The organism is Nocardiopsis sp. iso_238 (assembly GCF_056173325.1).
The window spans coordinates 1735820-1754417 of record NZ_CM149668.1 but is presented as its reverse complement, the minus strand read 5'-3'; the positions used below and the strand labels follow the sequence as shown (position 1 = coordinate 1754417).

The following is an 18598-nucleotide window of genomic DNA, read 5'->3' as shown; positions in this document are numbered from 1 at the left end:
CGGTCTCCGGCCCCAGGCATCACGGGGCGGCACCAGGGGCAGGGCACGACCAGTCCGGTCAGTAACGGGCTCGGACCCCACCACCCGGCCAACCCCCGGCCCCTCAGTCCTCCCGGTCGCGGGCGTCGTGGGTGAGCAGCGCCAGCTGAATCCGGCCGGACAGGTCCAGCTTGGTCAACGCGCTGGACACGTGCGCCTTGACCGTGCCCATGGACATGTGGAGCCGGTCCGCGATCTCCGTGTTGGACAGCCCCTCGGTCACGGCCTCGGCCACGTCCCGCTCCCGTTCGGTGAGCAGGGCCAGCCTGGCCCGGGCGCGGTCGCGGTGTGTGGGCGCCTCGGAACGCTCCACCGGGTCGGCTCCGGCCACCCGGTCCATCAGCGCGCGGGCCACGCTCGGGGACAACACCGGCTCCCCCAGGGCGGCGCGGCGCACCGCCTCGACGATCCGCGCCGGATCGGTGTGCTTGAGCAGGTATCCGGCAGCTCCCGCGCGCAGGGCCCGCACCACGGTGGCGTCGGCGTCGAAGGTGGTGAGCACCAGTACCTGCGGCCCGGGAACCGGTCCCGCCCCTCCTGCCGAGCCCGATCTCAGCCGCGCGGTGGCGGCGATTCCGTCGACCTCCGGCATACGCACGTCCATGAGGACCACGTCCGGGCGGTGCTCGGCCACGGCGGCCGCCACCTGGGAGCCGTCCTCGGCCTCCCCCACGACCTCGATGTCGCCCCCTCCGGAGAGCATCAGGCGCAGACCGGCGCGTACCAGGGCGTCATCGTCCACGAGCAGGACCCGGACCGGAGTGTTCACGGCCTCCACTATGGCACCTTTCGGCTGTGTTCCTCGGCGGACTCAGCGGGCTGCTCCACCTGCCAGGGCAGCACGGCGGTCAGTTGGAACCGGCCCCGGGAGGGACCGTGTCTCAGGTGTCCCCCGTCCAGGTGTACGCGTTCAGCCAGGCCCACCAGCCCCGCCCCGGCTCCGGGGATCTCGCTGGCGGCCCTGCCGATCGGCAGCACGTTGCTGACCACGATCACCAGCTCGCGTCCGGGAGAGCCGGTCACCGTGACCGACACCTTCGCGCCCGGCGCGTGCTTCCGGGTGTTGGTCAGCCCCTCCTGCACCACCCGGTAGGCGGTGCGTCGCACCTGGTCACGCGGCTCGGCCCCCTCGGGCAGGTCAGAGGTGTAGGTGACCTTCTCCCCCGCGTCGACCGCCTCCGTCACCAGACGGGTCACGTCGGCGAGCCGGGGCTGGCGGGGCTCCTCTTCCTCCCCGGACAGGTCACCCGTGCGCAGCACGGTGAGGATCTCGCTGAGTTCGTCCAGCACCCGGTGCGCGTTGTCGCGGATCACCCGGACCGCCGCACCCACCTCCGAGGCCCTGAGCGGCGCGGCCTCCCCGGTCTCGGCCCGTTCGGTGCGGTAGGCCAGCGCCCCGGCGTGCACGGACAGCAGGGACATGCGGTGGGCGACCACGTCGTGCATCTCGCGGGCGATCCGGCGACGTTCGTCCACCCGGGCGGCGGCCAACCGTTCCTCCCTCAGTTCGCGTTCGCGGCGCACGTCCTCCCGCAACCGCTCGACCAGTCGCCTGCGGGAGCGGATGGCCGCACCCCACGCCACGTAGGCGCTCATCAACACCAGGATGACGATCGCGGTGACGACGGAGTCGCCGGTGGTGTCGGGGACCAGCGCGACCCAGGGCAGGCCGAGGACCACGGCCAGGAAGGCCCCCAGCACCGCCTGTGGCAGGGGGCGGTAGACGGCCAGCCCGATGATGGACACCGTCAGCGCGCCGATCACCGAGGTGGAGAACGAGGCGAGCAGGACGACGACCATCGCCACGGCCAACGGGTGGTCGCGACGCCACCAGAGGGCGGCGCAGGCCGGCGGGAGGCAGGCCAGGTCCAGCCAGAGGACCCAGGAGGGCACCCGGTCGGTCGGATGCAGGTCCGTGGCGTAGGAGGCGTAGCCCATCAACCCGAAGGCGCCCGCGGACACCACGAGGAGGATGTCCACCACGAGGTCGCGGCGGCTGCGGCGACTCGGCTCCATGTACCCCTCCCCCCTTTCGTGTCCTGACCGGCCTCCAGACTAGAACGGCGCGCCCGTCCGGCGCCTCGATCACCAGGCCAGTTACCAGCTGCTCGTGCTGGTCACCCGGCCAGCGGTTCTGTCCGGTCGGCCGATGCGTTCCGGGCGGTGTTCCCGGAGTATGGGCACCATGACTAGCCCTGACGTACCAGCACTCGAGCTGGACGGACTCACCAAGACCTTCAACGGGAACCGCGCCGCCGACCACGTGAGCCTGGCCGTGCCGCGCGGCGCCACGTTGGGTCTGGTCGGCCCCAACGGCGCGGGCAAGACCACCTCGTTGTCGATGGCGGTGGGACTGCTGCGCCCGGACTCCGGCACCGCCCGGGTCCTCGGGCTGGACGTGTGGCGGGACCCGATCGGGGCCAAGAGCCGTCTGGGCGTGCTCCCGGACGGTCTCTCCCTGCCGGAACGGCTCACCGGGGGCGAACTCCTCGACTACTGGGGGCGGCTGCGCGGTCTGGCCCGCGACGTCACCCGGACCCGTGCCGGGGAGCTGCTCCAGGTCCTCGAACTGGACGGCGCGGAACGCGACGGCGTGCTGGTCGCTGAGTTCTCCACCGGTATGCGTAAGAAGATCGGTCTGGCCACGGCGCTGCTGCACGCCCCGGACGTGCTGGTCCTGGACGAGCCGTACGAGGCGGTGGACCCGGTGTCGGCGCGGGTGCTGACGGCGATCCTGCGCCGGTTCACCGACGGTGGCGGCACCGTGGTGATCTCCAGCCACGTGATGGCCCTGGTGGAGCAGCTCACCGACCGGGTGGCGATCATCGCGGAGGGGCGGGTGCTGGCGGACGGCACGCTCGGTGAGGTCCGGGGCGTGGACGCGACCCTGGAGGACACCTTCGTCCGACTGGTCGGGGCCCGTGAGGTCGGGGAGGGGGATCTGGCGTGGTTGAACTCCTGATTCGCCTCAAGATCACCCTGGGGCGGCACAGCACCGTCGGCACGAGGTTCTTCTCCCTGGCGATGATCACCCTGGGGGTCGCGCTGACCTGGTACCTGGCGGTGGCGGCCACCTCCGACCAGGTCCGGTCGGGCCTGCTCATGCTGGCCCTCGCGGTCTGGGCCTGCGGATGGCTGCTGGGTCCCACGATCACCAACGGGGTGGGGGTGCTGCGGGCGCAGTACTTCACCCTGCTTCCGCTGGACCGGGACCGGGTGGGTGCCGGGCTGCTGGTGACGGCCTTCGTCGGCGCGGGCCCGCTGCTCACCCTGGTGGCCACGGCGACGGTCGCCTGGCACGCGTGGGCCTCGGATCCGGCCACGCTGTTCCTGGGACTGCTCGGCATGCTGGCGCTGCTGGTGCTCATGGTGTCGCTGTCGCGTCTGGTGTTCCGGGCGTTGGGCGCGGCCATGCACAGCCGGATCGGGATGGAGATCGCCTCCCTGCAGTGGGGCCTGATCCTGGCCGGACTCTTCTTCGGGTGGCTGGTGGTCCAGCCGGCGTTCTCGGCCGTGTCGAGCCTGTCCCGGGAGGGGCTCCAGGGCACGGTCCTGACCGTGCTGTCCGTGGTGCCGACCTCCTGGCCGGTGCTGGCGGTGGACGCGGCCGCCACGGGTTCGTGGGGCGCGGCCTTCGGCTGGTTGGGCGGGCTCGGCGCACTGACCCTGGTGACGGTGCTGGTCACCGTGCGCCTGCTGGCTCCGAGCGTGGCCCCCCGCGGAGTGCGGAGACGGTCGCGGCCGCTGGGCTCGCGGGTACTGCTCGGCGGTCGTTCGTTCCTGCCGGACACCCCTCTGGGCGCGGTGGTCGGCAAGGAGCTGCGTCAGTGGTGGCGGGACCCGTGGCGCGGCCTGGAACTGCGCGCCGCCCTGTGGACGGGCCTCATCATCGGGGTGATCGGGCTGATCGGCCACCTACCGCAGGTCGCCCCCTTCGCGGGGGTGGTGGCACTGTTGGTCATCGGTATGGGCGGCGCCAACCTGTACGGGCACGACGGCACCGCCCTGTGGCTGACCGTGGTCGGCCAGGGACGCGACACCCTCCGCGCCGACGTGCGGGGAAGACAGATCGCGTTCGCCCTGCTCGCGGGCCCGTCATCGGCGGCGCTGAGCGTGGCGGCCGTGGTCGCCTCCGGTGCGTACTGGGCCGTTCCTTACGTGGTGTCGAGCCTGCTGGTGTTCCTGGGGGTGACCGCCGGGCTGACCATCCTGTTGTCGGTGGTGGCCGTCACCCCGGGAGTGGACCCCCACCTGCGGGTGGACGCCAACGATGCCGGTGACAACCAGATCCAGGTGTGGATCACTCTGGTCGCCCTACCGTTGTTGTCGGCTCCCACGTTCGGGGCCCTCGTGTGGGCCGGTGTCCAGGGCGTGCCCTGGCTGGCCGTTCCGGTGGCCCTGGCCAACGGGGTACTGCTCGCCTGGCTGCTGGGCCGAACCGCCCACCGGCGTCTGGAGAAGCGGCTGCCGGAGACCTTCACCCGCATCCGCTACGGCAAGGCCGTGGCCGCAGAGTCCACGCCCCGTTCCGGCGGGGGGCTGCTGGACCAACTGGAGCGCGGCGCGCTGTCCACCAACGTGGACACCAAGCCCACCGGCTCCTGAGGGCCGGGGATTCACGAGACACCCACGGAAGAGCGGCGCCGGTGGTGGCCCGGGGCCACCACCGGCGCACCCCCGTCCAGGGCCCTGCCCACCGCTCGCGCCCATCCGGGTTTGCGCGCCCTCCCCCGTATCCACCGCCAGAGTTCCTCCCACGTCCACCGCACCGCCTGCCACACCCCGCACCACCTCCTGGATAGACCTTGCACCTTCGATCCTCCGGGAGCCCGCGACGCGCCACAAGCCCCGAGTCCGTGCCTGTGGACAACCGTCGTCATCGCCCTCCCTCCGGGGCGTTCCCACGCCCCAACCGGAACTCGGGGAACACCGGCCACCTTTCCCGAGCGTGCGAAACCCGCCTTCTGGTCCGTGAACAACCTGTGGCCCCGGGCCACCCACCACCCTCGGTTCACCGGAGCCCGGTCACCTCCCCTTCAGCAGGCCGCGAAGGCCGCGCCCCCGCCCGCCTTCGGCACGCTCAGGGCACCGCGCGTGAGATTTGACCTGGTGCGCGCTCCAGGTCCTAGCGTGAGCCGCATGACCACGCAACAGAGCAGGATCGGCTCCGGATTCGGCATGCGCAGCACCGCGACCGACGTCCTCGACGGCATCGACCTCACCGGACACGTCGCCCTGGTGACCGGCGGCTACTCGGGCATCGGCCTGGAGACCACACGGGCCCTCGCCGCGGCGGGCGCCCGTGTGGTCGTCCCGGCCCGCAGGCCCGAGTCCGCCAAGGAGGCGCTGGCCGGGATTCCCGGTGCCGAGACCGCCGCACTGGACCTGGCCCACCTGGACGGCGTGCGGAACTTCGCCGACTCCTTCCCCTACGACCGGATCGACCTGGTGATCAACAGCGCCGGGATCATGGCCAGCCCCCACGCCGTGGTCGGACCCGGCTGGGAGGCCCAGTTCGCCGTCAACCACCTGGGACACTTCGCCCTGGTCAACCGCCTGTGGCCCCGGCTCAGCGACGGTGCCCGGGTGGTCTCGGTCTCCTCCGGCGCACACCACGCCTCCGGTATCCGGTGGCAGGACCCGTGGTTCGCGGAGGGCTACGACCGCTGGCAGGCCTACGGACAGTCCAAGACCGCCAACGTCCTCTTCGCCGTGCACCTGGACCGACTCGCTCGTGAGCACGGAGTGCGGTCCTTCTCCCTGCATCCGGGAGCGATCCTCACCCCGCTCCAGCGGCACCTCACCACCCGGGAGAAGGTCGACCAGGGGTGGATCGACGAGCAGGGCGACATCATCGACCCCACCTTCAAGACACCCGAGCAGGGTGCCGCCACCCAGGTGTGGGCGGCCACCTCCCCGCAGCTCGCGGACCTGGGCGGGCTGTACTGCGAGAACTGCGACGTCGCCGAACTCCCGGAATCGGCCGACCCCGCACAGGGCGAGGGCGGAGTGGCCGAGCACGCCCGCGACCCGGAGCAGGCCGAGCGGCTGTGGGCGTGGTCGGCCGAGCTCACCGGCGTCAACGCCTTCGCGCGGACCTGAGCCCGGGTGGGCGCACCCTCCCCTGACGCCGGTGGACGTGACCAGCCCACCGGCGTCAACGCCTCCACCAAGGCCCGAGCGCACGCGCTCCCGAGGGCCGGTGAGCGCGTCCGCCGAGCTCAGCGGGGTGAACGCCCTCGACCGCACCTGATTCCATCCGAGCCCGTTCGTTCCGGCTCCCCTGCCGGGCCCGGGCCCGTACTCTCCGAGGCCCGCACCCGTCCGAACGCATCGCGGGGCGCTCCGTCCGACGGGGCGCCCCGCGCGCGGCGTCGGCCACCCCGGCGCCTGTGCCAGAGTTGTTCCCGGGAGGACCAGCAGGAGGTACAGATGGCTCGGAAGGCCGACCCCGCAAGGCGACGCGAGGTCCTGGACGCCGTGATCGAACAGCTCGCGGACACCGGCATCAGCGGTTTCACGCTGCGCGGACTCGCCCAGGGGCTGGGGCAGAGCACCCGCGTGCTCACCCACCACTTCACCGACCGCGAGGACCTGCTCTCGGCGGTCCTCGCCCGGTTGGACGAGCGCCAGCACCGGTCGCTGCTGGCCACCAAGGGGTGGGAGGACGCGGCCGTCCCGGTCTCCGACATCGTCCGCGACTCCTGGCAGCGCAACCTCGGCCCGGAACTCCCCATGACCCGGCTCATCCGGGAGATCGAGGGGCTGGCCTCCGCCGGGCGCTTACCGGCGTCCAGTGCCGGGTTCCTGCGCGGGCGCGCGGAGTTCGTCGCCTCCTGCCTGACCCTGCGCGGCGCGCCGCCGGACCGAGCCCTCAGTCTCGCCACCCTGCTCAACGCGTCCTTCGGCGGGCTGGAGGCCGACTACCTGTCCACCGGCGACCTGGGGCGCGCCGAGGCGGGGCTGGACCTGCTGTGCGAGTGGATCGACTCCACCGCGCCATCCCCCTGATCGTCCTCGGCAATCACTCGCCGGACCGCACACGGACCCTCTCGTAGACCGGGGCCAGGCCGTCGAGGAAGGCGGTCAACGCCAGTTCGAAGCTGTCCTCGTCGATCTCCGCCGCGACCTCGGCCAGCCGGTGGGCCTGGGACAGGTTCGGGTAGCGGTCCTGGTACACCCACACGTCGTCGTCGAATCCGCCCGCGAAGGAGTGCGTCGCCGCGCCCACCACCAGGTACTTGGTGGAGGCGCCGATCATCGTCGCGTAGCGGGGCGGCCAGCCCGCGCCCACGAGCCCGCCGTGCACGGCGTCGGCCCGGCGCAGCGCCTCCTCACGGCGGCCGGGTCCGGCGGCGATCACCGGGAGCAGATTGGGGTGCTGGGCGAGGGCCGCCCGGTAGGAACGGGCCCACACGGCCAGGCCCTCACGCCAGTCGCCGCCGCCGAAGGCCGACACGTCGATGTGCGTGGTGGCCTCCTCCGCGACCTCGCTGAGGAGCTCCTCCTTGGTCCGGTAGTGGCTGTACAGCGAGGCGGCCTGCACGGCGAGCTCCTGGGCGAGCTTGCGCATGGACAGCTGCTCCAGCCCGTCCCGGTCGATGAGCGTGAGCGCGGCCTGCCGGATGGCCGGTCTGCTCAGGATCGGTGTCTTGGGTCTGGCCACGGCGGGGCTCCCCTTCCGCGCTGCTCTCTTCCGCGCCGGGCCGTCCGGCGTCAGCGCTGATCATCGCACGGTGGCGCCCCGCCTCCCGTCGAACACGACCGGTACCGCCACGTCCCCCGTCCTTCGTCCGACCCCTTGCGCCCGTTGACGAGCGCGACGTACCCTCAAATAACCGAACAGCGTTAGGTTATCTGGGAGCAGCCGTGATTGATTTCTCACTGAGCGAAGAACAGCGCGCCATCCAGAGCTGGGTGCGGACCTTCGTCGAGCGGGAGCTCATGCCGCTGGAGAACGACGTGCTGCGCCGAGAACGCGAGGGCCACCCGCCCGGGCTGAACCACGAGGAGAGAACCCGGCTGCGCGCACTCGCCCGCAGGTCCGACTTCTGGGGCGTGTCCACTCCCGAGGAGTACGGCGGCATGGGTCTGGACGCCGTCACCGAGGCCCTCATCGAGACCGAACTCGGCCGGACCTTCCTCACCTTCAAGTTCGGCGGCGAGGCCGACAACATCCTCTTCCACGCCAACGAGGAGCAGAAGCGCACCTACCTGGTCCCCACGATCGAGGGTGAGCGCAGGTCCTGCTTCGCCATCACCGAACCCGGAGCGGGCTCCGACGCCAAGGCCATCCGCACACGGGCCGTCCGCGACGGCGACGAGTGGGTGATCAACGGCGAGAAGACCTTCATCACCGGCGGCGAGGAGGCCGACTTCGCCCTGGTCTTCGCGGTCACCGACCCCGAGAGGGGCGCCGACGGCGGTGTGACCTGCTTCCTCGTGGACCGCGACATGGGCTGGACCTCCGAGCCCATCGACACCATGGGCGAGCGCCGCCCCGCCTCCCTGGTCTTCCAGGACGTGCGCGTCCCCCACGAGAACGTCCTCGGTGAGGAGGGCAGGGGCTTCTCCCTCGCCATGAAGTGGATCGGCCGGGGCCGCTACCTGCTGCCCGCCCGCGCCCTGGGCGGCTGCGAACGTCTGCTCGACATGGGTATCGAGTACGCCAGGACACGGGAGACCTTCGGCGCGCCCATCGCGGACCGGCAGGCCATCCAGTGGATGATCGCCGACTCCCAGACCGAGATCGAGGCGCTGCGGCTGCTGGTGCTGCACGCCGCCTGGCAGGTCGCGCGGGGCCTGGACTCACGGCACGCGCAGTCGATCGCCAAGCTGTTCGGCGGCGTGAAGGCCAACGAGATCGTCGACCGCGTCATGCAGATCCACGGCGGCATGGGCTACACCCGGGAGCTGCCGGTCGAGCGCTTCTACCGCGACCTGCGGCTGCTGCGCATCTTCGAGGGAACCGACGAGATCCAGCGCCGCACCATCGCCCGCGACCTGCTCAAGGGCCACGTGAAGGTGGGGGCGACCCTCAGGTAGGGACGGGAACACGAAGGGGCCCGTGCCGCGCGTGGGAGCGCGGCACGGGCCCCGGTTCGCCCGCCCCCGCCCGGCTTCGGTGAACCCTGGCAGCCGGAGGAACGGAGCGCACTGTCCTAGTTGACGTCGACCAGGTCGACGACGAACACCAGGGTCTCCCCCGGCTTGATGAGGGCACCGGCGCCGCGGTCGCCGTAGGCCAGGTTCGGCGGGATGACCAGCTGACGGCGGCCGCCGACGCGCATGCCCAGGACACCCTGGTCCCAGCCGGAGATGACCTGACGGGCGCCCAGCTTGAAGCGCAGGGGCTCGCCGCGGTTCCAGCTGGCGTCGAACTCCTCGCCGGTGGAGTGCGAGACACCGACGTACTGCACGCTGACGGTGCTGCCGTGCCCGGCCTGGTCGCCCTCGCCGACGGTGAGGTCGGTGATCTGGAGGTCCGCGGGCGGCGGGCCGTCGATGAAGTCGATCTCGGGACGCTCAAGCGCCATGGTGTGGGTCCCCTCGTTGAAGACGTGAACAGAGAGGCCCAGGCTATCGGTGGTGACCGATGGCCCGGACAGAGTGCGCAAAAGGGCCGGAAGTCGGGGTCCACGATCCGGGAATCCGGGGACTCGGGGTACCGGCCTCCACGACGGGACCGTCCCAGGGCGGAAGGCCCGGAGTGCCCGGCGGTCGGGCCCGGGGTCCGGGTCCCGGAGGCCCGAGGACAGAGGGGGGACTGGAGGCCCGGGGTTCAGGAACCCGTCGCGGCCCGGTCGGATGCGCTGCGGAGCACACAGAACTCGTTGCCCTCGGGGTCAGCGAGGACCACCCAGCCGGAGCCGTCCGCGTTGCGGTGGTCACCGACGAACGCGGCGCCGATCCCCAGCAGCCGCTCCACCTCCTGTTCCCGGGAGGTCTCCGGGCGCAGGCACAGGTGCAGGCGGTTCTTGACCGTCTTCGCGTCGGGTACCTGGTTGAAGTGCAGCACCGGCCCCTCCGCCAACATCACCTGGGTCTCCGGCTCACCCGGCCGGTCCTCCGGATGCAGGGGGCGCCCGGTCACCCCGCTCCAGAACCGGGCCAGCTCGTAGGCGTCCGCACAGTCGATCGCGATGTTCAGCACCGAGGAAGTCATGGACGCCAGCATGGTCGGCCACCGCCCGGCGCGCCAGCGGATTTCGGCTCCGCGTCGGGAGGCCCGAGGTCACACCCGCGCGCGCCCGTGCTCCCCGACGGTGGCGGCGACGACGTGGCCGTGGCCCTCCACCTTGATCGGCCCGCTGTCGGCCTGGACGAACACGGACTCCCCCCGGCCGAGGGTGACCCCCTCACCGACCTCGGCGACCAGGTCCACGGTCCCGTGCAGGGCCAGGACCACCGTGGGCCCGTCGCCCGGCAGGTGGGCGGTGATCCGGCCCGGGCCGATCTCGTGGAGCGCGAACTCCGGGGCCGCCGGGCGGAACTCCCGACGGCCGTCCAGGAAGCCCGGCTGGGCGTACGGGATGGGCAGGACCGAGAAGTCCACCACGTCGAGCAGTTCGGGGGCGTCCACGTGCTTGGCGGTCAGCCCGGCCCGGAGCACGTTGTCGGAGCTGGCCATCACCTCCACCGCGGTGCCCTGGAGGTAGGCGTGCATGTTGCCCGCCGGGAGGAAGAGGGCCTGGCCGGGCCAGAGCGTGACCCTGTTGAGCAGTAGCGCCGCGACCGCGCCCGGGTCCCCGGGGTAGCGGGTGGCCAGGTCGGTGACGATCTCCGTGTGGGGGCCGCGTCCGCCGCCACCCGACCACTCCCGGACGAACTCCTCGATCATCCGGCTCCGGTCCGGGGTGGGGAGGGTCAGCAGACGGGTGAGGGCCGCACGGAGCGCCGCGTGGGTGTCGCCGTCGGACAGGTCCTCGCGAAGGGCGGTGGCCAGGTCGTTGTCGAGCCCGATGAGGTCGGCCACGGTGGCGGCGGGTTCACGGAACCCGCACAGGGCCTCGAACGGCTCCAGAGCGAGGAGGAGCTCCGGTTTGTGGTGGGGGTCGCGGTAGTTGCGGTGGGGGGCGTCGAGCGGGATCCCCGCGCGCTCCTCGGCCTCGAACCCGGAGCGGGCCCGTGCGGCGTCGGGGTGGACCTGGAGTGAGAGCGGGGCCTCGGCCGCGAGGAACTTCAGAAGGTAGGGGAGGCGGGCGCCGAAGCGTTCGGCGGTGTGGTGGCCCAGCACGCGCCGCGGGTCCTCGGAGATGAGTTCGGGGAGGGGTCTGTCGCCGTCGTCGCAGTGCGCGGTGCTGGGGGCGCCGTGGTGGGCGCCCAGCCAGAGCTCGGCCTGGGGGGTGCCGTCGGGGTCGGTGCCCAGCAGACGAGGAATGGCAGCGCGTGCTCCCCAGGCGTACGGTCGTACCCGGTTGGTGAGCCTGTGCATCCGCTCCCCGCTTTCCCGTCGGCGTGTTCTCACCCCGTGGACGCTCCGGTGAGGTGTGAACAGTCTTGCCAAGAGAAGCCTCCCGGTCGACACGGCACGCCCCACATCTCGCGGTAGTGCACACTTCACCTCGCCAGTTGGGCAGGCACCCGTGGACCCGGCGCCCGGTGACGGCAACGAAGTTACTGGGAAGTAAACCACGTTCGAGGACACGTGAACAGCACCACACTGTCACCTTCCAGAGACAACTGACGGTGCCCTCCAGGGTGACTCATGATGCCATCCGCGTGACGAAGAGGCCCGCTCCGAAGGGGCCCGTCACCGCACGGATCCTCGGGATTCCGGTGGTCCTCACCACCCTGACTGGCCTGGACACCATGACCCCGGAAACCGACCGGGCACCCGGGAAAAACCGGATGCCCTCCGAGGCCCCTGACCAGTAGGGTGCCCCGACCCGGGGACCACCAAGCACCAAGGAGCCAGCCCCATGCGACTGCGTCGAGGCGGCACGGACGACACCGACGAAATCCTGCGGCTCTTCGACGAGGCCGTCGTCTGGCTCACCGAGCGCGGATCCGCCGGTCAGTGGGGCACCCGACCCTGGTCGCAGATCCCCGAGAGGGTCGAGATGGTGCGCGGGCTCGCCTCGGACGGCCTCTGGTTCGCCGAGATCGACGGGGCCACGGCGGGCGCCCTGGTCATCAGCGAGTCCGCCCTCGACTACGCGCCGCCCGCGGACGAACGGGAGGTCTACGTGCGCCTGCTCCTGACCGACCGACGGTACGCGGGCCGCGACGTCGGCGGCCGGCTCCTCGACCACGCCCGGGACCAGGCCCGCGAACGCGGGATCTCCCTGGTCCGGGTGGACTGCTGGTCGGGCGGTGACGGCGCACTCATCCGCTACTACGAACGCCAGGGGTTCACGCCGACCGTGCGCGTGCCGGTCGGGGACAGGGAGGTCCAGGTGTTCGAGGACCGCCTCCGACCCCACGACGGACGGAAGGCGGGCCTCAGCGGTCCCTGAGCACCCGGTCCGAGGCCTCGGTCAAACGGTCGACGACCTGCTGGGTCAGCTCCGGGTCGGGGCTCCCCAGCCCGGCGATCGAGGACATGTACATGCCGTCCCCGGTGAGGCGGATGGTCTCGGCCAGCACGGGGTCCGTGAGCTCGGCGTGCAGAAGCTCACCCCAGCGGGTGAAGAGCTCCTTCACGAGGACGCCCGCCTCCGGGGGGATGTCCTCCTTGCTGCGCAGGGCCGCGATGACCGCCCAGTACAGCTCGCCCTCCACAGCGGTCTGCGGCAGCGACGTGCGCAGGAAGTAGCGGACCACGCCCTCCTCGCTCTCGACCGCCTCACGGAACTCCTCCTCCGCCAGCGCGCGGACGCGCTCCATGAGGCCGACCATCATGGCCGACTTGGAGGGGAAGTGGTAGAGCAGCCCGCCCTTGGACACCTCGGCGGCGCGTGCAACCGCTTCCAGGGTCACCGAGGAATAACCTTCGGCGATCAGGATGTCTTGTAAGGCGTCGAGGATGCGATCCCGCGTGTTCGATGTACTCACGATTGACACTGTACCGGCTGGACGGTACTGTACCGGCTGGACGGTTGAAGAGTCCCGGATCGTGCCCGCACCACCGTGCCGCACCCCGGTCGACCAGACTTCCCGTCCACAGCCCGGTCAGCACCGACTCCCCACCGGGCCCGCGCCCTCACTCCGAAGGGCGCGCAACCCACAAGCGATGACGAGGGAAAGATGAGTTCCGCCGAGGCCGGAAACGGCGCCACCCACACGCACGGGGGCACCGGGTCCCCACCCGCACTCGCGGGCCCGCGCGAGTGGGCCGCACTCGCCGTCCTGGTTTTGCCCGTGGTGCTGATCTCGGTCGACATGACCGTGCTCGGCTTCGCGGTACCCGCCCTGAGCGAGGCGCTGCGCCCCAGCTCCGGACAGCTGCTGTGGATCATCGACATCTACGGCTTCATCCTGGCCGGACTGCTGATCACCATGGGTTCGCTCGGTGACCGGATCGGGCGGCGACGCCTGCTCATGATCGGTTCCGCGGCCTTCGGCGCCGCGTCCCTGCTGGCCGCCTTCGCGCCCAACGCCGAGACGCTGATCGTCGCCCGCGCCCTGCTCGGCGTCGCGGGTGCCTCACTGATGCCCTCGACGCTGTCGCTGCTGCGCAACATCTTCCTGGACCCGCGTCAGCGCCTGCTCGCCATCGCGATCTGGGCGTCGGGCTTCTCCGGCGGCGCCGCGCTCGGCCCGATCCTGGGCGGCTGGCTCCTGGAGCACTTCTTCTGGGGTTCGGTCTTCCTGATCAACCTGCCCGTGATGGCGCTGATCCTGATCCTGGTGCCCCTGCTGGTCCGTGAGTCCCGCAACCCGGACTCCGGACGCATCGACCTGCTGAGCGTCGTGCTGTCGCTGGGCGCCATGCTGCCCATCGTGTTCGGCATCAAGAAGATGGCGACCGGCGGCCTCGACGTCCTGCCGATCCTCTCGCTGGCGTTCGGTCTGACCCTGGGCTACCTGTTCGTGCGCCGACAGCGCACGCTCAAGGACCCGCTGATCGACGTGCACCTGTTCCGTTCGCGCGTGTTCAGCGTGGCGGTGGTCACCAACCTGATGATCGTGTTCTCGCTGGTGGGGTCGTTGTTCTTCCTCACGCAGTACCTCCAGCTGGTGCTCGGGATCTCACCGATGCGCGCCGGAATCGTGCTGGTGCCGGGGCTGCTGCTGTCGATCATCGCCGGTCTGGTCGCGGCCCGGGTGGCCCGCCACCTGAGCCTGTCCACCGTGATCGGGGTGTCCCTGCTGGTGACGGCGGCCGGGTTCGGCGCGCTGGTGTTCACCCCGGCGGACGACGTCACCCGTGGTGTGACGCTCGTGGTCACGGCCTTCGTGCTGATCTCGCTGGGCACCGGCTTCGCGGAGACGCTCACCAACGGCGCGATCATGTCGGCCGCCCCGCCCAAGCGGGCGGGCGCCGCGTCCGCGATCTCCGAGACCGCCTACGAGATGGGCGGTGCGCTCGGCGTCGCGGTGCTGGGCAGTGTGCTGACCGCGTTCTACCGCGGCCACCTCACCGAGGTGGACGGGGTGCCCGAGTCCGCGACCGAGGCCGCCCGGGAGACCCTGGGCGGTGCCGCCAACACCGCCTCCGACCTGGGCGGGACCGCCGGTGACGCGCTGATGGACTCGGCCCGGCTGGCGTTCACCGACGGCATGCACCTGACCTCGGCCATCGCCGTGGTGATCGTGCTCGCCGCCGCGGCCCAGGCCTGGTTCCTGCTGCGCGGACACGGCAACCCGGCCGTGGACGCCCCGGACCACGAGACGGACCGGCGGGAGGCCTCCGAGGCCACCGCTCACGGCGAGTCCGACCGGGCCGGCGAGGTCGTCGAGGCCAACGAGTCCGCGAAGTAGCCTCCGTCACGCGAGATCCGGCCCCCGAGGGAGTTCCCTCGGGGGCCGACCCGTGTCTCGGGTCGCGGGCGGGCCCGCCCGGAGGACCTCCAGCCGCCGGGGGTCAGGGCAGGCGCAGGAGCTCCACCTCACCGCCCGACCACCCCGGCGGCACCACCGCGTAGGCGTCGGCCAGGGCGGCGCCGCGCAGACTGCCCGGCCGGTCGTGGCCCACCGGTTCCGCGCGCCCCTCCCCCACACGCACCGCGACCAGGCGCGTGTCGTCGGGCCGGGAGCGCACGTCCCCGCCCAGAGCCGTCCTCGCCAGACCGCCGGTCGGCTCGGGGCGTCCGGACATCGCGCTCAGCAGCGGGACCAGCAGGGTGAGCGACGCCACGAGCGCGGCGTTCGGGTTGCCGGGCAGGCCCACGAACACGGTGCCGTCCCGGTGGGCGAGCAGTTGCGGGTGCCCGGGGCGGCAGGCCACCCCGTCCACGACCACCTCCGCGTCCAGCTCCCGGAGCACCCCGCGCAGATGGTCGGCGGGTCCCTTCGAGGAGGATCCGCAGACCACGACCACGTCGGTCCCGGCCGTGGTCAACGCCTCACCCAGGTCCCCGAAGCCGTCCCCCAGCATCCGGACCCGGTCCAGGTGCGCCCCGGCCCAGGTGAGGACTCCGGGCAGCAACGGGCCGATCGCGTCACGCACCACCCCATCGCCCGGCAGGCCGTTCGTTGCGAGCTCGTCCCCGGTGACCAGCACGGACACCGTGGGCAGACGCACACCGAGACCGTCGTGGCCCAGGCTCGCCGCCAACCCCAGCACCGCCGGGGTCACCTCGGTGCCCGCCTCCAGCACCCGCTCCCCCGGCGCGGTCTCCTCACCCGACCACCGCACGTGCCGCCCGGGCAGGGCCTCGCCGTGCACCCGGCCGTCCACCACCTCGGCGTGCTCGTACGGCAGGACCGACTCGGTGCCCTTCGGCGCACGGGCACCGGTGGCGATCTCCACGGCCTCTCCCCGACCCAGGGCGAGCCCCGCCACAGGGGCGCCGGCCAGCTGTGAGCCCACCAGCAGCCAGGGGCCCTCCCCCGCCACCGCGAACCCGTCCATCGCCGACGCGTCGAAGGCGGGCAGGCCCACCAGCGCCCGCAGGTCGTCAGCGAGCACACCGCCCAGCGCCCGCCCCAGAGGGAGTTCACGAGCGGGCGTGCGCGACCGCGCCCCGAGCTCGCGGGCCCGCTCACGCGCCCGCGCCCAGGGCACGGCACCTCCGTGCCCTCCGCACGCCGCGCCGTCCGCCACGGGGATGTCCATGCCGCTCCGTTCACTCCGCTGCCCGGTGTGCCCCGGATCCGCCCGAAGCACCTGACGCGGACGCTACCCGCCCCGCGCACCCTCCCAGGGGAGCGCCGCACGACCCCGCCGAGCTCTGATTTGCCGTCTGTCGAATCTCCGGTAAAGTCTGTACCAGCAGCAAGGCGGGGCCAACGGAAACGGGGGCCGGGCCGGGCAGCACGCGGACGTGGCTCAGCTGGTAGAGCATCACCTTGCCAAGGTGAGGGTCGCGGGTTCGAATCCCGTCGTCCGCTCGGAGGAGACGCGGGGCGAGAGATCGCCTCACGTGTACTCGGTGGAGTGGCCGAGAGGCGAGGCAGCGGCCTGCAAAGCCGTCTACACGGGTTCAAATCCCGTCTCCACCTCCCAGTCTCACTGGGGCGATTAGCTCAGTTGGCTAGAGCACTACCTCGACACGGTAGGGGTCACAGGTTCGAGTCCTGTATCGCCCACATCACGCGAAAGCGGGTTCCCACGGGAACCCGCTTTCATCGTTTCCACGGTGGTGCGACCGCTCCCGGCGGGTGGAGCGCCCACCCTTCGCCTCCACCGACTCCCGGTTCACCCCCAGCACACGCCGCTCCCTCTCCGGTGTGACCTTTTCCAGAACGCACTTCCCCCCGGTCCGACCTGGCCGAAGGTGCCCGCTCGGGGAGCGCCCCTGTGCTCGCGCTCTTGACACATGGCTTGGTTGTAAAGCTATGGTTTACACGTGCAAGAGCAATTGACTGGTGCGCTGCGGGCTCTGAAGGCGCGCATGGACGCGTTCCTCGCGTCTCGTGTCCTGACCAAGGACGACGACTGGGCCGACTCGATCGCGCGTGCCGTGGGCATGCAGGCAGCCGCCGACGACGTCGTGCGCGCCGTCGTGCAGCAGGCACGCCAGAACGGCGCCACCTGGCAGGTCATCGGTGACGCGCTCGGCGTGAGCAGGCAGGCGGCGTTCCAGCGCTACGGCAAACCGATCGATCCCAGAACCGGAGAACCCATGAACACCACGCCACTCCCCGGCGTCGCCGAACTGGCGGCCTCGGTGATCGCGAACCTCGCCGCCGGGCAATGGGCACGCGTCACCGAGCGGTTGGATCCGACCATGCGCGACGGCCTGTCGGAGGACGCGCTCGCGGCCGCGTGGGCGCAGATCATCGGCCTCTCAGGGGCCTTCGAGGGACGCGGGGAGCCCGAGGTCAGCCGGGCCGGCGACGTGACGATCACGAACACGCCGCTCGCGTTCGAGGCGGGCGACTACACGGCGCGGATCGCCTTCCGCGACGACCGGACCATCGCCGGTCTGCACATCCTCGAAGGGCAGAAGTCGTGACCATCAGACCTGCGGACACCTCGCCCACGGAACGGGGCGGACCCTGTGTGAACAGCCGCGACCTGCGATCCATCGGCGTGTTCACCGCCCTGGCGTTCGCGCTCGCCTGGCTCCTCGTGCTCCCGCTCTGGTTCGGTGACGGACTCGCCAGCCCCTGGTTCACCCTCGTCGCCACCGCCACGATGACGACCCCCGCGATCGCCGCCCTCGTCGTCGTGTTCTTCGTGGAAAGGCCACGGCAGAAGGCCTGGACGCTCGGGCTGTGGCCGCTGAAACCGGCCCGGAGGGTGCTCGGCTACGGGGCGCTGGGGATCTTCGTGTCCATCGCGCTGGTCCTCGTGGCGCTGCCGATCGGCGCGCTGCTCGGGGTCTATCCGGCCGACTTCGCGAACTTCTCCGCGTTCCAGCAGGTCCTGGACGAGCAGGCGGAGGGGGTCGAGATCCCGATTCCGATCAGCGCCCTCATCGTCGTCCAGCTCGCGGTACTCCCCCTGGCGGCGTTCATCAACCTCATCCCGGCGCTGGGCGAGGAGCTCGGGTGGCGAGGATGGCTGCTCCCGAAGCTGATGCCGTTGGGAACGCTCCCGGCCCTGCTGGTCTCGGGCGTGATCTGGGGCCTGTGGCACGCCCCGCTCATCCTCCTCGGGTACAACTACCCCGACGCGCCGGGCTGGCTCGGCCTGACCGCGATGGTCGGCATGTGCGTTCTGGTCGGTGCGGTCTTCGGCTGGCTGCGGCTCCGGTCGGGGTCCGTGTGGCCCGCCGCCCTGGCGCACGCCGCGTTCAACGGTGCGGGCGCGTCCTACCTCCTCTTCGCGCGGGCGGGCGAGCACGTCGACACCACGCAGGCGACGGTCCTCGGCTGGAGCGGGTGGATCGTCCCGCTCGTGCTCGTCGTGGTCCTCGTCGCCACGGGACAGTTCGCTCCCGAGAAGCGGCCCTCCCGACCGGCATGACGACCGGGCACCTCCGGGGGGCGAACCCCACCAGTGTGCGCCCAGAGTGGCGATTTTCGCAACTTGGCCGACGTTGCCAGTTCGATATACAGGCGTCGC

17 protein-coding genes and 3 tRNA genes are annotated in these 18598 nt (G+C 71.6%); 12 read left to right on the top strand and 8 right to left on the bottom strand.

The window, feature by feature from the left end:
• Positions 1 to 103: 103 nt before the first annotated feature.
• A complete protein-coding gene (locus AC0VYL_RS07775; protein ID WP_475460721.1) occupies positions 104 to 817 on the bottom strand; it encodes a response regulator in 714 nt (237 codons plus the stop codon).
• A complete protein-coding gene (locus AC0VYL_RS07770; protein WP_475482721.1) occupies positions 817 to 2055 on the bottom strand; it encodes a sensor histidine kinase in 1239 nt (412 codons plus the stop codon). The genes AC0VYL_RS07775 and AC0VYL_RS07770 overlap by 1 nt, the downstream gene beginning before the upstream one ends.
• Positions 2056 to 2224: 169 nt before the next feature.
• Here AC0VYL_RS07770 and AC0VYL_RS07765 point away from each other — a divergent pair, with 169 nt between their 5' ends.
• The 4 genes from AC0VYL_RS07765 (at position 2225) to AC0VYL_RS07750 (ending at position 7050) form a co-directional block, all read left to right on the top strand.
• A complete protein-coding gene (locus tag AC0VYL_RS07765; protein WP_475460719.1) occupies positions 2225 to 3001 on the top strand; it encodes an ABC transporter ATP-binding protein in 777 nt (258 codons plus the stop codon).
• On the top strand, positions 2986 to 4644 hold the full coding sequence (locus tag AC0VYL_RS07760; RefSeq protein WP_475482720.1) for a hypothetical protein: 1659 nt from the start codon (positions 2986 to 2988) through the stop codon (positions 4642 to 4644). Before AC0VYL_RS07765 ends, AC0VYL_RS07760 begins: the two co-directional genes overlap by 16 nt.
• A gap of 534 nt (positions 4645 to 5178) precedes the next feature.
• The gene (locus AC0VYL_RS07755; protein WP_475482719.1) at positions 5179 to 6141 is read left to right on the top strand and encodes an SDR family NAD(P)-dependent oxidoreductase; all 963 of its coding nucleotides are present in this window, start codon (positions 5179 to 5181) and stop codon (positions 6139 to 6141) included.
• Between the two features lie 330 nt (positions 6142 to 6471).
• Positions 6472 to 7050 carry a TetR/AcrR family transcriptional regulator gene (locus AC0VYL_RS07750; RefSeq protein WP_475482718.1) on the top strand — a complete coding sequence of 193 codons (579 nt, stop codon included), beginning with the start codon at positions 6472 to 6474 and terminating at the stop codon, positions 7048 to 7050.
• Positions 7051 to 7063: 13 nt separating this feature from the next.
• Here AC0VYL_RS07750 and AC0VYL_RS07745 read toward each other — a convergent pair whose 3' ends face one another.
• Complete coding sequence (locus AC0VYL_RS07745) at positions 7064 to 7705, bottom strand: TetR/AcrR family transcriptional regulator (protein ID WP_475482717.1); 642 nt, start codon at positions 7703 to 7705, stop codon at positions 7064 to 7066.
• Between the two features lie 203 nt (positions 7706 to 7908).
• On the opposite strand from AC0VYL_RS07745, the gene AC0VYL_RS07740 reads away from it, so the two are divergent.
• The gene (locus AC0VYL_RS07740; protein WP_475460714.1) at positions 7909 to 9084 is read left to right on the top strand and encodes an acyl-CoA dehydrogenase family protein; all 1176 of its coding nucleotides are present in this window, start codon (positions 7909 to 7911) and stop codon (positions 9082 to 9084) included.
• 116 nt (positions 9085 to 9200) lie between these two features.
• Here the strand turns inward: AC0VYL_RS07740 and AC0VYL_RS07735 are convergent, their stop codons facing one another.
• From AC0VYL_RS07735 to manA, 3 genes are all read right to left on the bottom strand, one after another.
• Positions 9201 to 9575 (bottom strand): FKBP-type peptidyl-prolyl cis-trans isomerase, encoded by a 375-nt coding sequence (locus AC0VYL_RS07735; protein WP_475460713.1) that lies wholly within the window; start codon positions 9573 to 9575, stop codon positions 9201 to 9203.
• Positions 9576 to 9820: 245 nt separating this feature from the next.
• Positions 9821 to 10204 (bottom strand): VOC family protein, encoded by a 384-nt coding sequence (locus tag AC0VYL_RS07730; protein WP_026129412.1) that lies wholly within the window; start codon positions 10202 to 10204, stop codon positions 9821 to 9823.
• 69 nt (positions 10205 to 10273) lie between these two features.
• Positions 10274 to 11473 (bottom strand): mannose-6-phosphate isomerase, class I, encoded by a 1200-nt coding sequence (manA, locus tag AC0VYL_RS07725; RefSeq protein WP_475482716.1) that lies wholly within the window; start codon positions 11471 to 11473, stop codon positions 10274 to 10276.
• A gap of 487 nt (positions 11474 to 11960) precedes the next feature.
• Here manA and AC0VYL_RS07720 point away from each other — a divergent pair, with 487 nt between their 5' ends.
• The gene (locus AC0VYL_RS07720; RefSeq protein WP_475482715.1) at positions 11961 to 12497 is read left to right on the top strand and encodes a GNAT family N-acetyltransferase; all 537 of its coding nucleotides are present in this window, start codon (positions 11961 to 11963) and stop codon (positions 12495 to 12497) included.
• Here the strand turns inward: AC0VYL_RS07720 and AC0VYL_RS07715 are convergent.
• A complete protein-coding gene (locus AC0VYL_RS07715; protein ID WP_475482714.1) occupies positions 12484 to 13035 on the bottom strand; it encodes a TetR/AcrR family transcriptional regulator in 552 nt (183 codons plus the stop codon). The two genes, AC0VYL_RS07720 and AC0VYL_RS07715, sit on opposite strands and share 14 nt — an antisense overlap.
• Before the next feature lie 192 nt (positions 13036 to 13227).
• Here AC0VYL_RS07715 and AC0VYL_RS07710 point away from each other — a divergent pair, with 192 nt between their 5' ends.
• Positions 13228 to 14904: an MFS transporter gene (locus tag AC0VYL_RS07710; RefSeq protein ID WP_475482713.1), complete on the top strand. Its 1677-nt coding sequence runs from the start codon at positions 13228 to 13230 to the stop codon at positions 14902 to 14904.
• 103 nt (positions 14905 to 15007) lie between these two features.
• On the opposite strand, the gene AC0VYL_RS07705 is transcribed toward AC0VYL_RS07710, so the two are convergent.
• The gene (locus tag AC0VYL_RS07705; RefSeq protein WP_475482712.1) at positions 15008 to 16201 is read right to left on the bottom strand and encodes a molybdopterin molybdotransferase MoeA; all 1194 of its coding nucleotides are present in this window, start codon (positions 16199 to 16201) and stop codon (positions 15008 to 15010) included.
• A gap of 202 nt (positions 16202 to 16403) precedes the next feature.
• Here AC0VYL_RS07705 and AC0VYL_RS07700 point away from each other — a divergent pair.
• The 5 genes from AC0VYL_RS07700 to AC0VYL_RS07680 all read left to right on the top strand — a co-directional run bounded on the left by AC0VYL_RS07700 (position 16404) and on the right by AC0VYL_RS07680 (position 18499).
• Positions 16404 to 16476: transfer RNA gene (locus AC0VYL_RS07700), tRNA-Gly, on the top strand.
• 40 nt (positions 16477 to 16516) lie between these two features.
• Positions 16517 to 16587: transfer RNA gene (locus AC0VYL_RS07695), tRNA-Cys, on the top strand.
• Between the two features lie 13 nt (positions 16588 to 16600).
• A tRNA-Val gene (locus AC0VYL_RS07690) sits at positions 16601 to 16674 on the top strand.
• Positions 16675 to 16979: 305 nt separating this feature from the next.
• Positions 16980 to 17543 (top strand): DUF3887 domain-containing protein, encoded by a 564-nt coding sequence (locus AC0VYL_RS07685; protein ID WP_475462977.1) that lies wholly within the window; start codon positions 16980 to 16982, stop codon positions 17541 to 17543.
• A gap of 47 nt (positions 17544 to 17590) precedes the next feature.
• On the top strand, positions 17591 to 18499 hold the full coding sequence (locus AC0VYL_RS07680; RefSeq protein ID WP_475483488.1) for a lysostaphin resistance A-like protein: 909 nt from the start codon (positions 17591 to 17593) through the stop codon (positions 18497 to 18499).
• The last annotated feature ends 99 nt before the right edge of the window (positions 18500 to 18598 follow it).

Bases quoted from the DNA above. Each gene is read 5' to 3' on its own strand.
- AC0VYL_RS07770 (WP_475482721.1), bottom strand. From the start codon at position 2,055: ATGGAGCCGAGTCGCCGCAGCCGCCGCGACCTCGTGGTGGACATCCTC.
- AC0VYL_RS07765 (WP_475460719.1), top strand. From the start codon at position 2,225: ATGACTAGCCCTGACGTACCAGCACTCGAGCTGGACGGACTCACCAAG.
- AC0VYL_RS07755 (WP_475482719.1), top strand. From the start codon at position 5,179: ATGACCACGCAACAGAGCAGGATCGGCTCCGGATTCGGCATGCGCAGC.
- AC0VYL_RS07750 (WP_475482718.1), top strand. From the start codon at position 6,472: ATGGCTCGGAAGGCCGACCCCGCAAGGCGACGCGAGGTCCTGGACGCC.
- AC0VYL_RS07735 (WP_475460713.1), bottom strand. From the start codon at position 9,575: ATGGCGCTTGAGCGTCCCGAGATCGACTTCATCGACGGCCCGCCGCCC.
- AC0VYL_RS07730 (WP_026129412.1), bottom strand. From the start codon at position 10,204: ATGACTTCCTCGGTGCTGAACATCGCGATCGACTGTGCGGACGCCTAC.
- manA (WP_475482716.1), bottom strand. From the start codon at position 11,473: ATGCACAGGCTCACCAACCGGGTACGACCGTACGCCTGGGGAGCACGC.
- AC0VYL_RS07720 (WP_475482715.1), top strand. From the start codon at position 11,961: ATGCGACTGCGTCGAGGCGGCACGGACGACACCGACGAAATCCTGCGG.
- AC0VYL_RS07710 (WP_475482713.1), top strand. From the start codon at position 13,228: ATGAGTTCCGCCGAGGCCGGAAACGGCGCCACCCACACGCACGGGGGC.
- AC0VYL_RS07705 (WP_475482712.1), bottom strand. From the start codon at position 16,201: ATGGACATCCCCGTGGCGGACGGCGCGGCGTGCGGAGGGCACGGAGGT.
- AC0VYL_RS07685 (WP_475462977.1), top strand. From the start codon at position 16,980: ATGGACGCGTTCCTCGCGTCTCGTGTCCTGACCAAGGACGACGACTGG.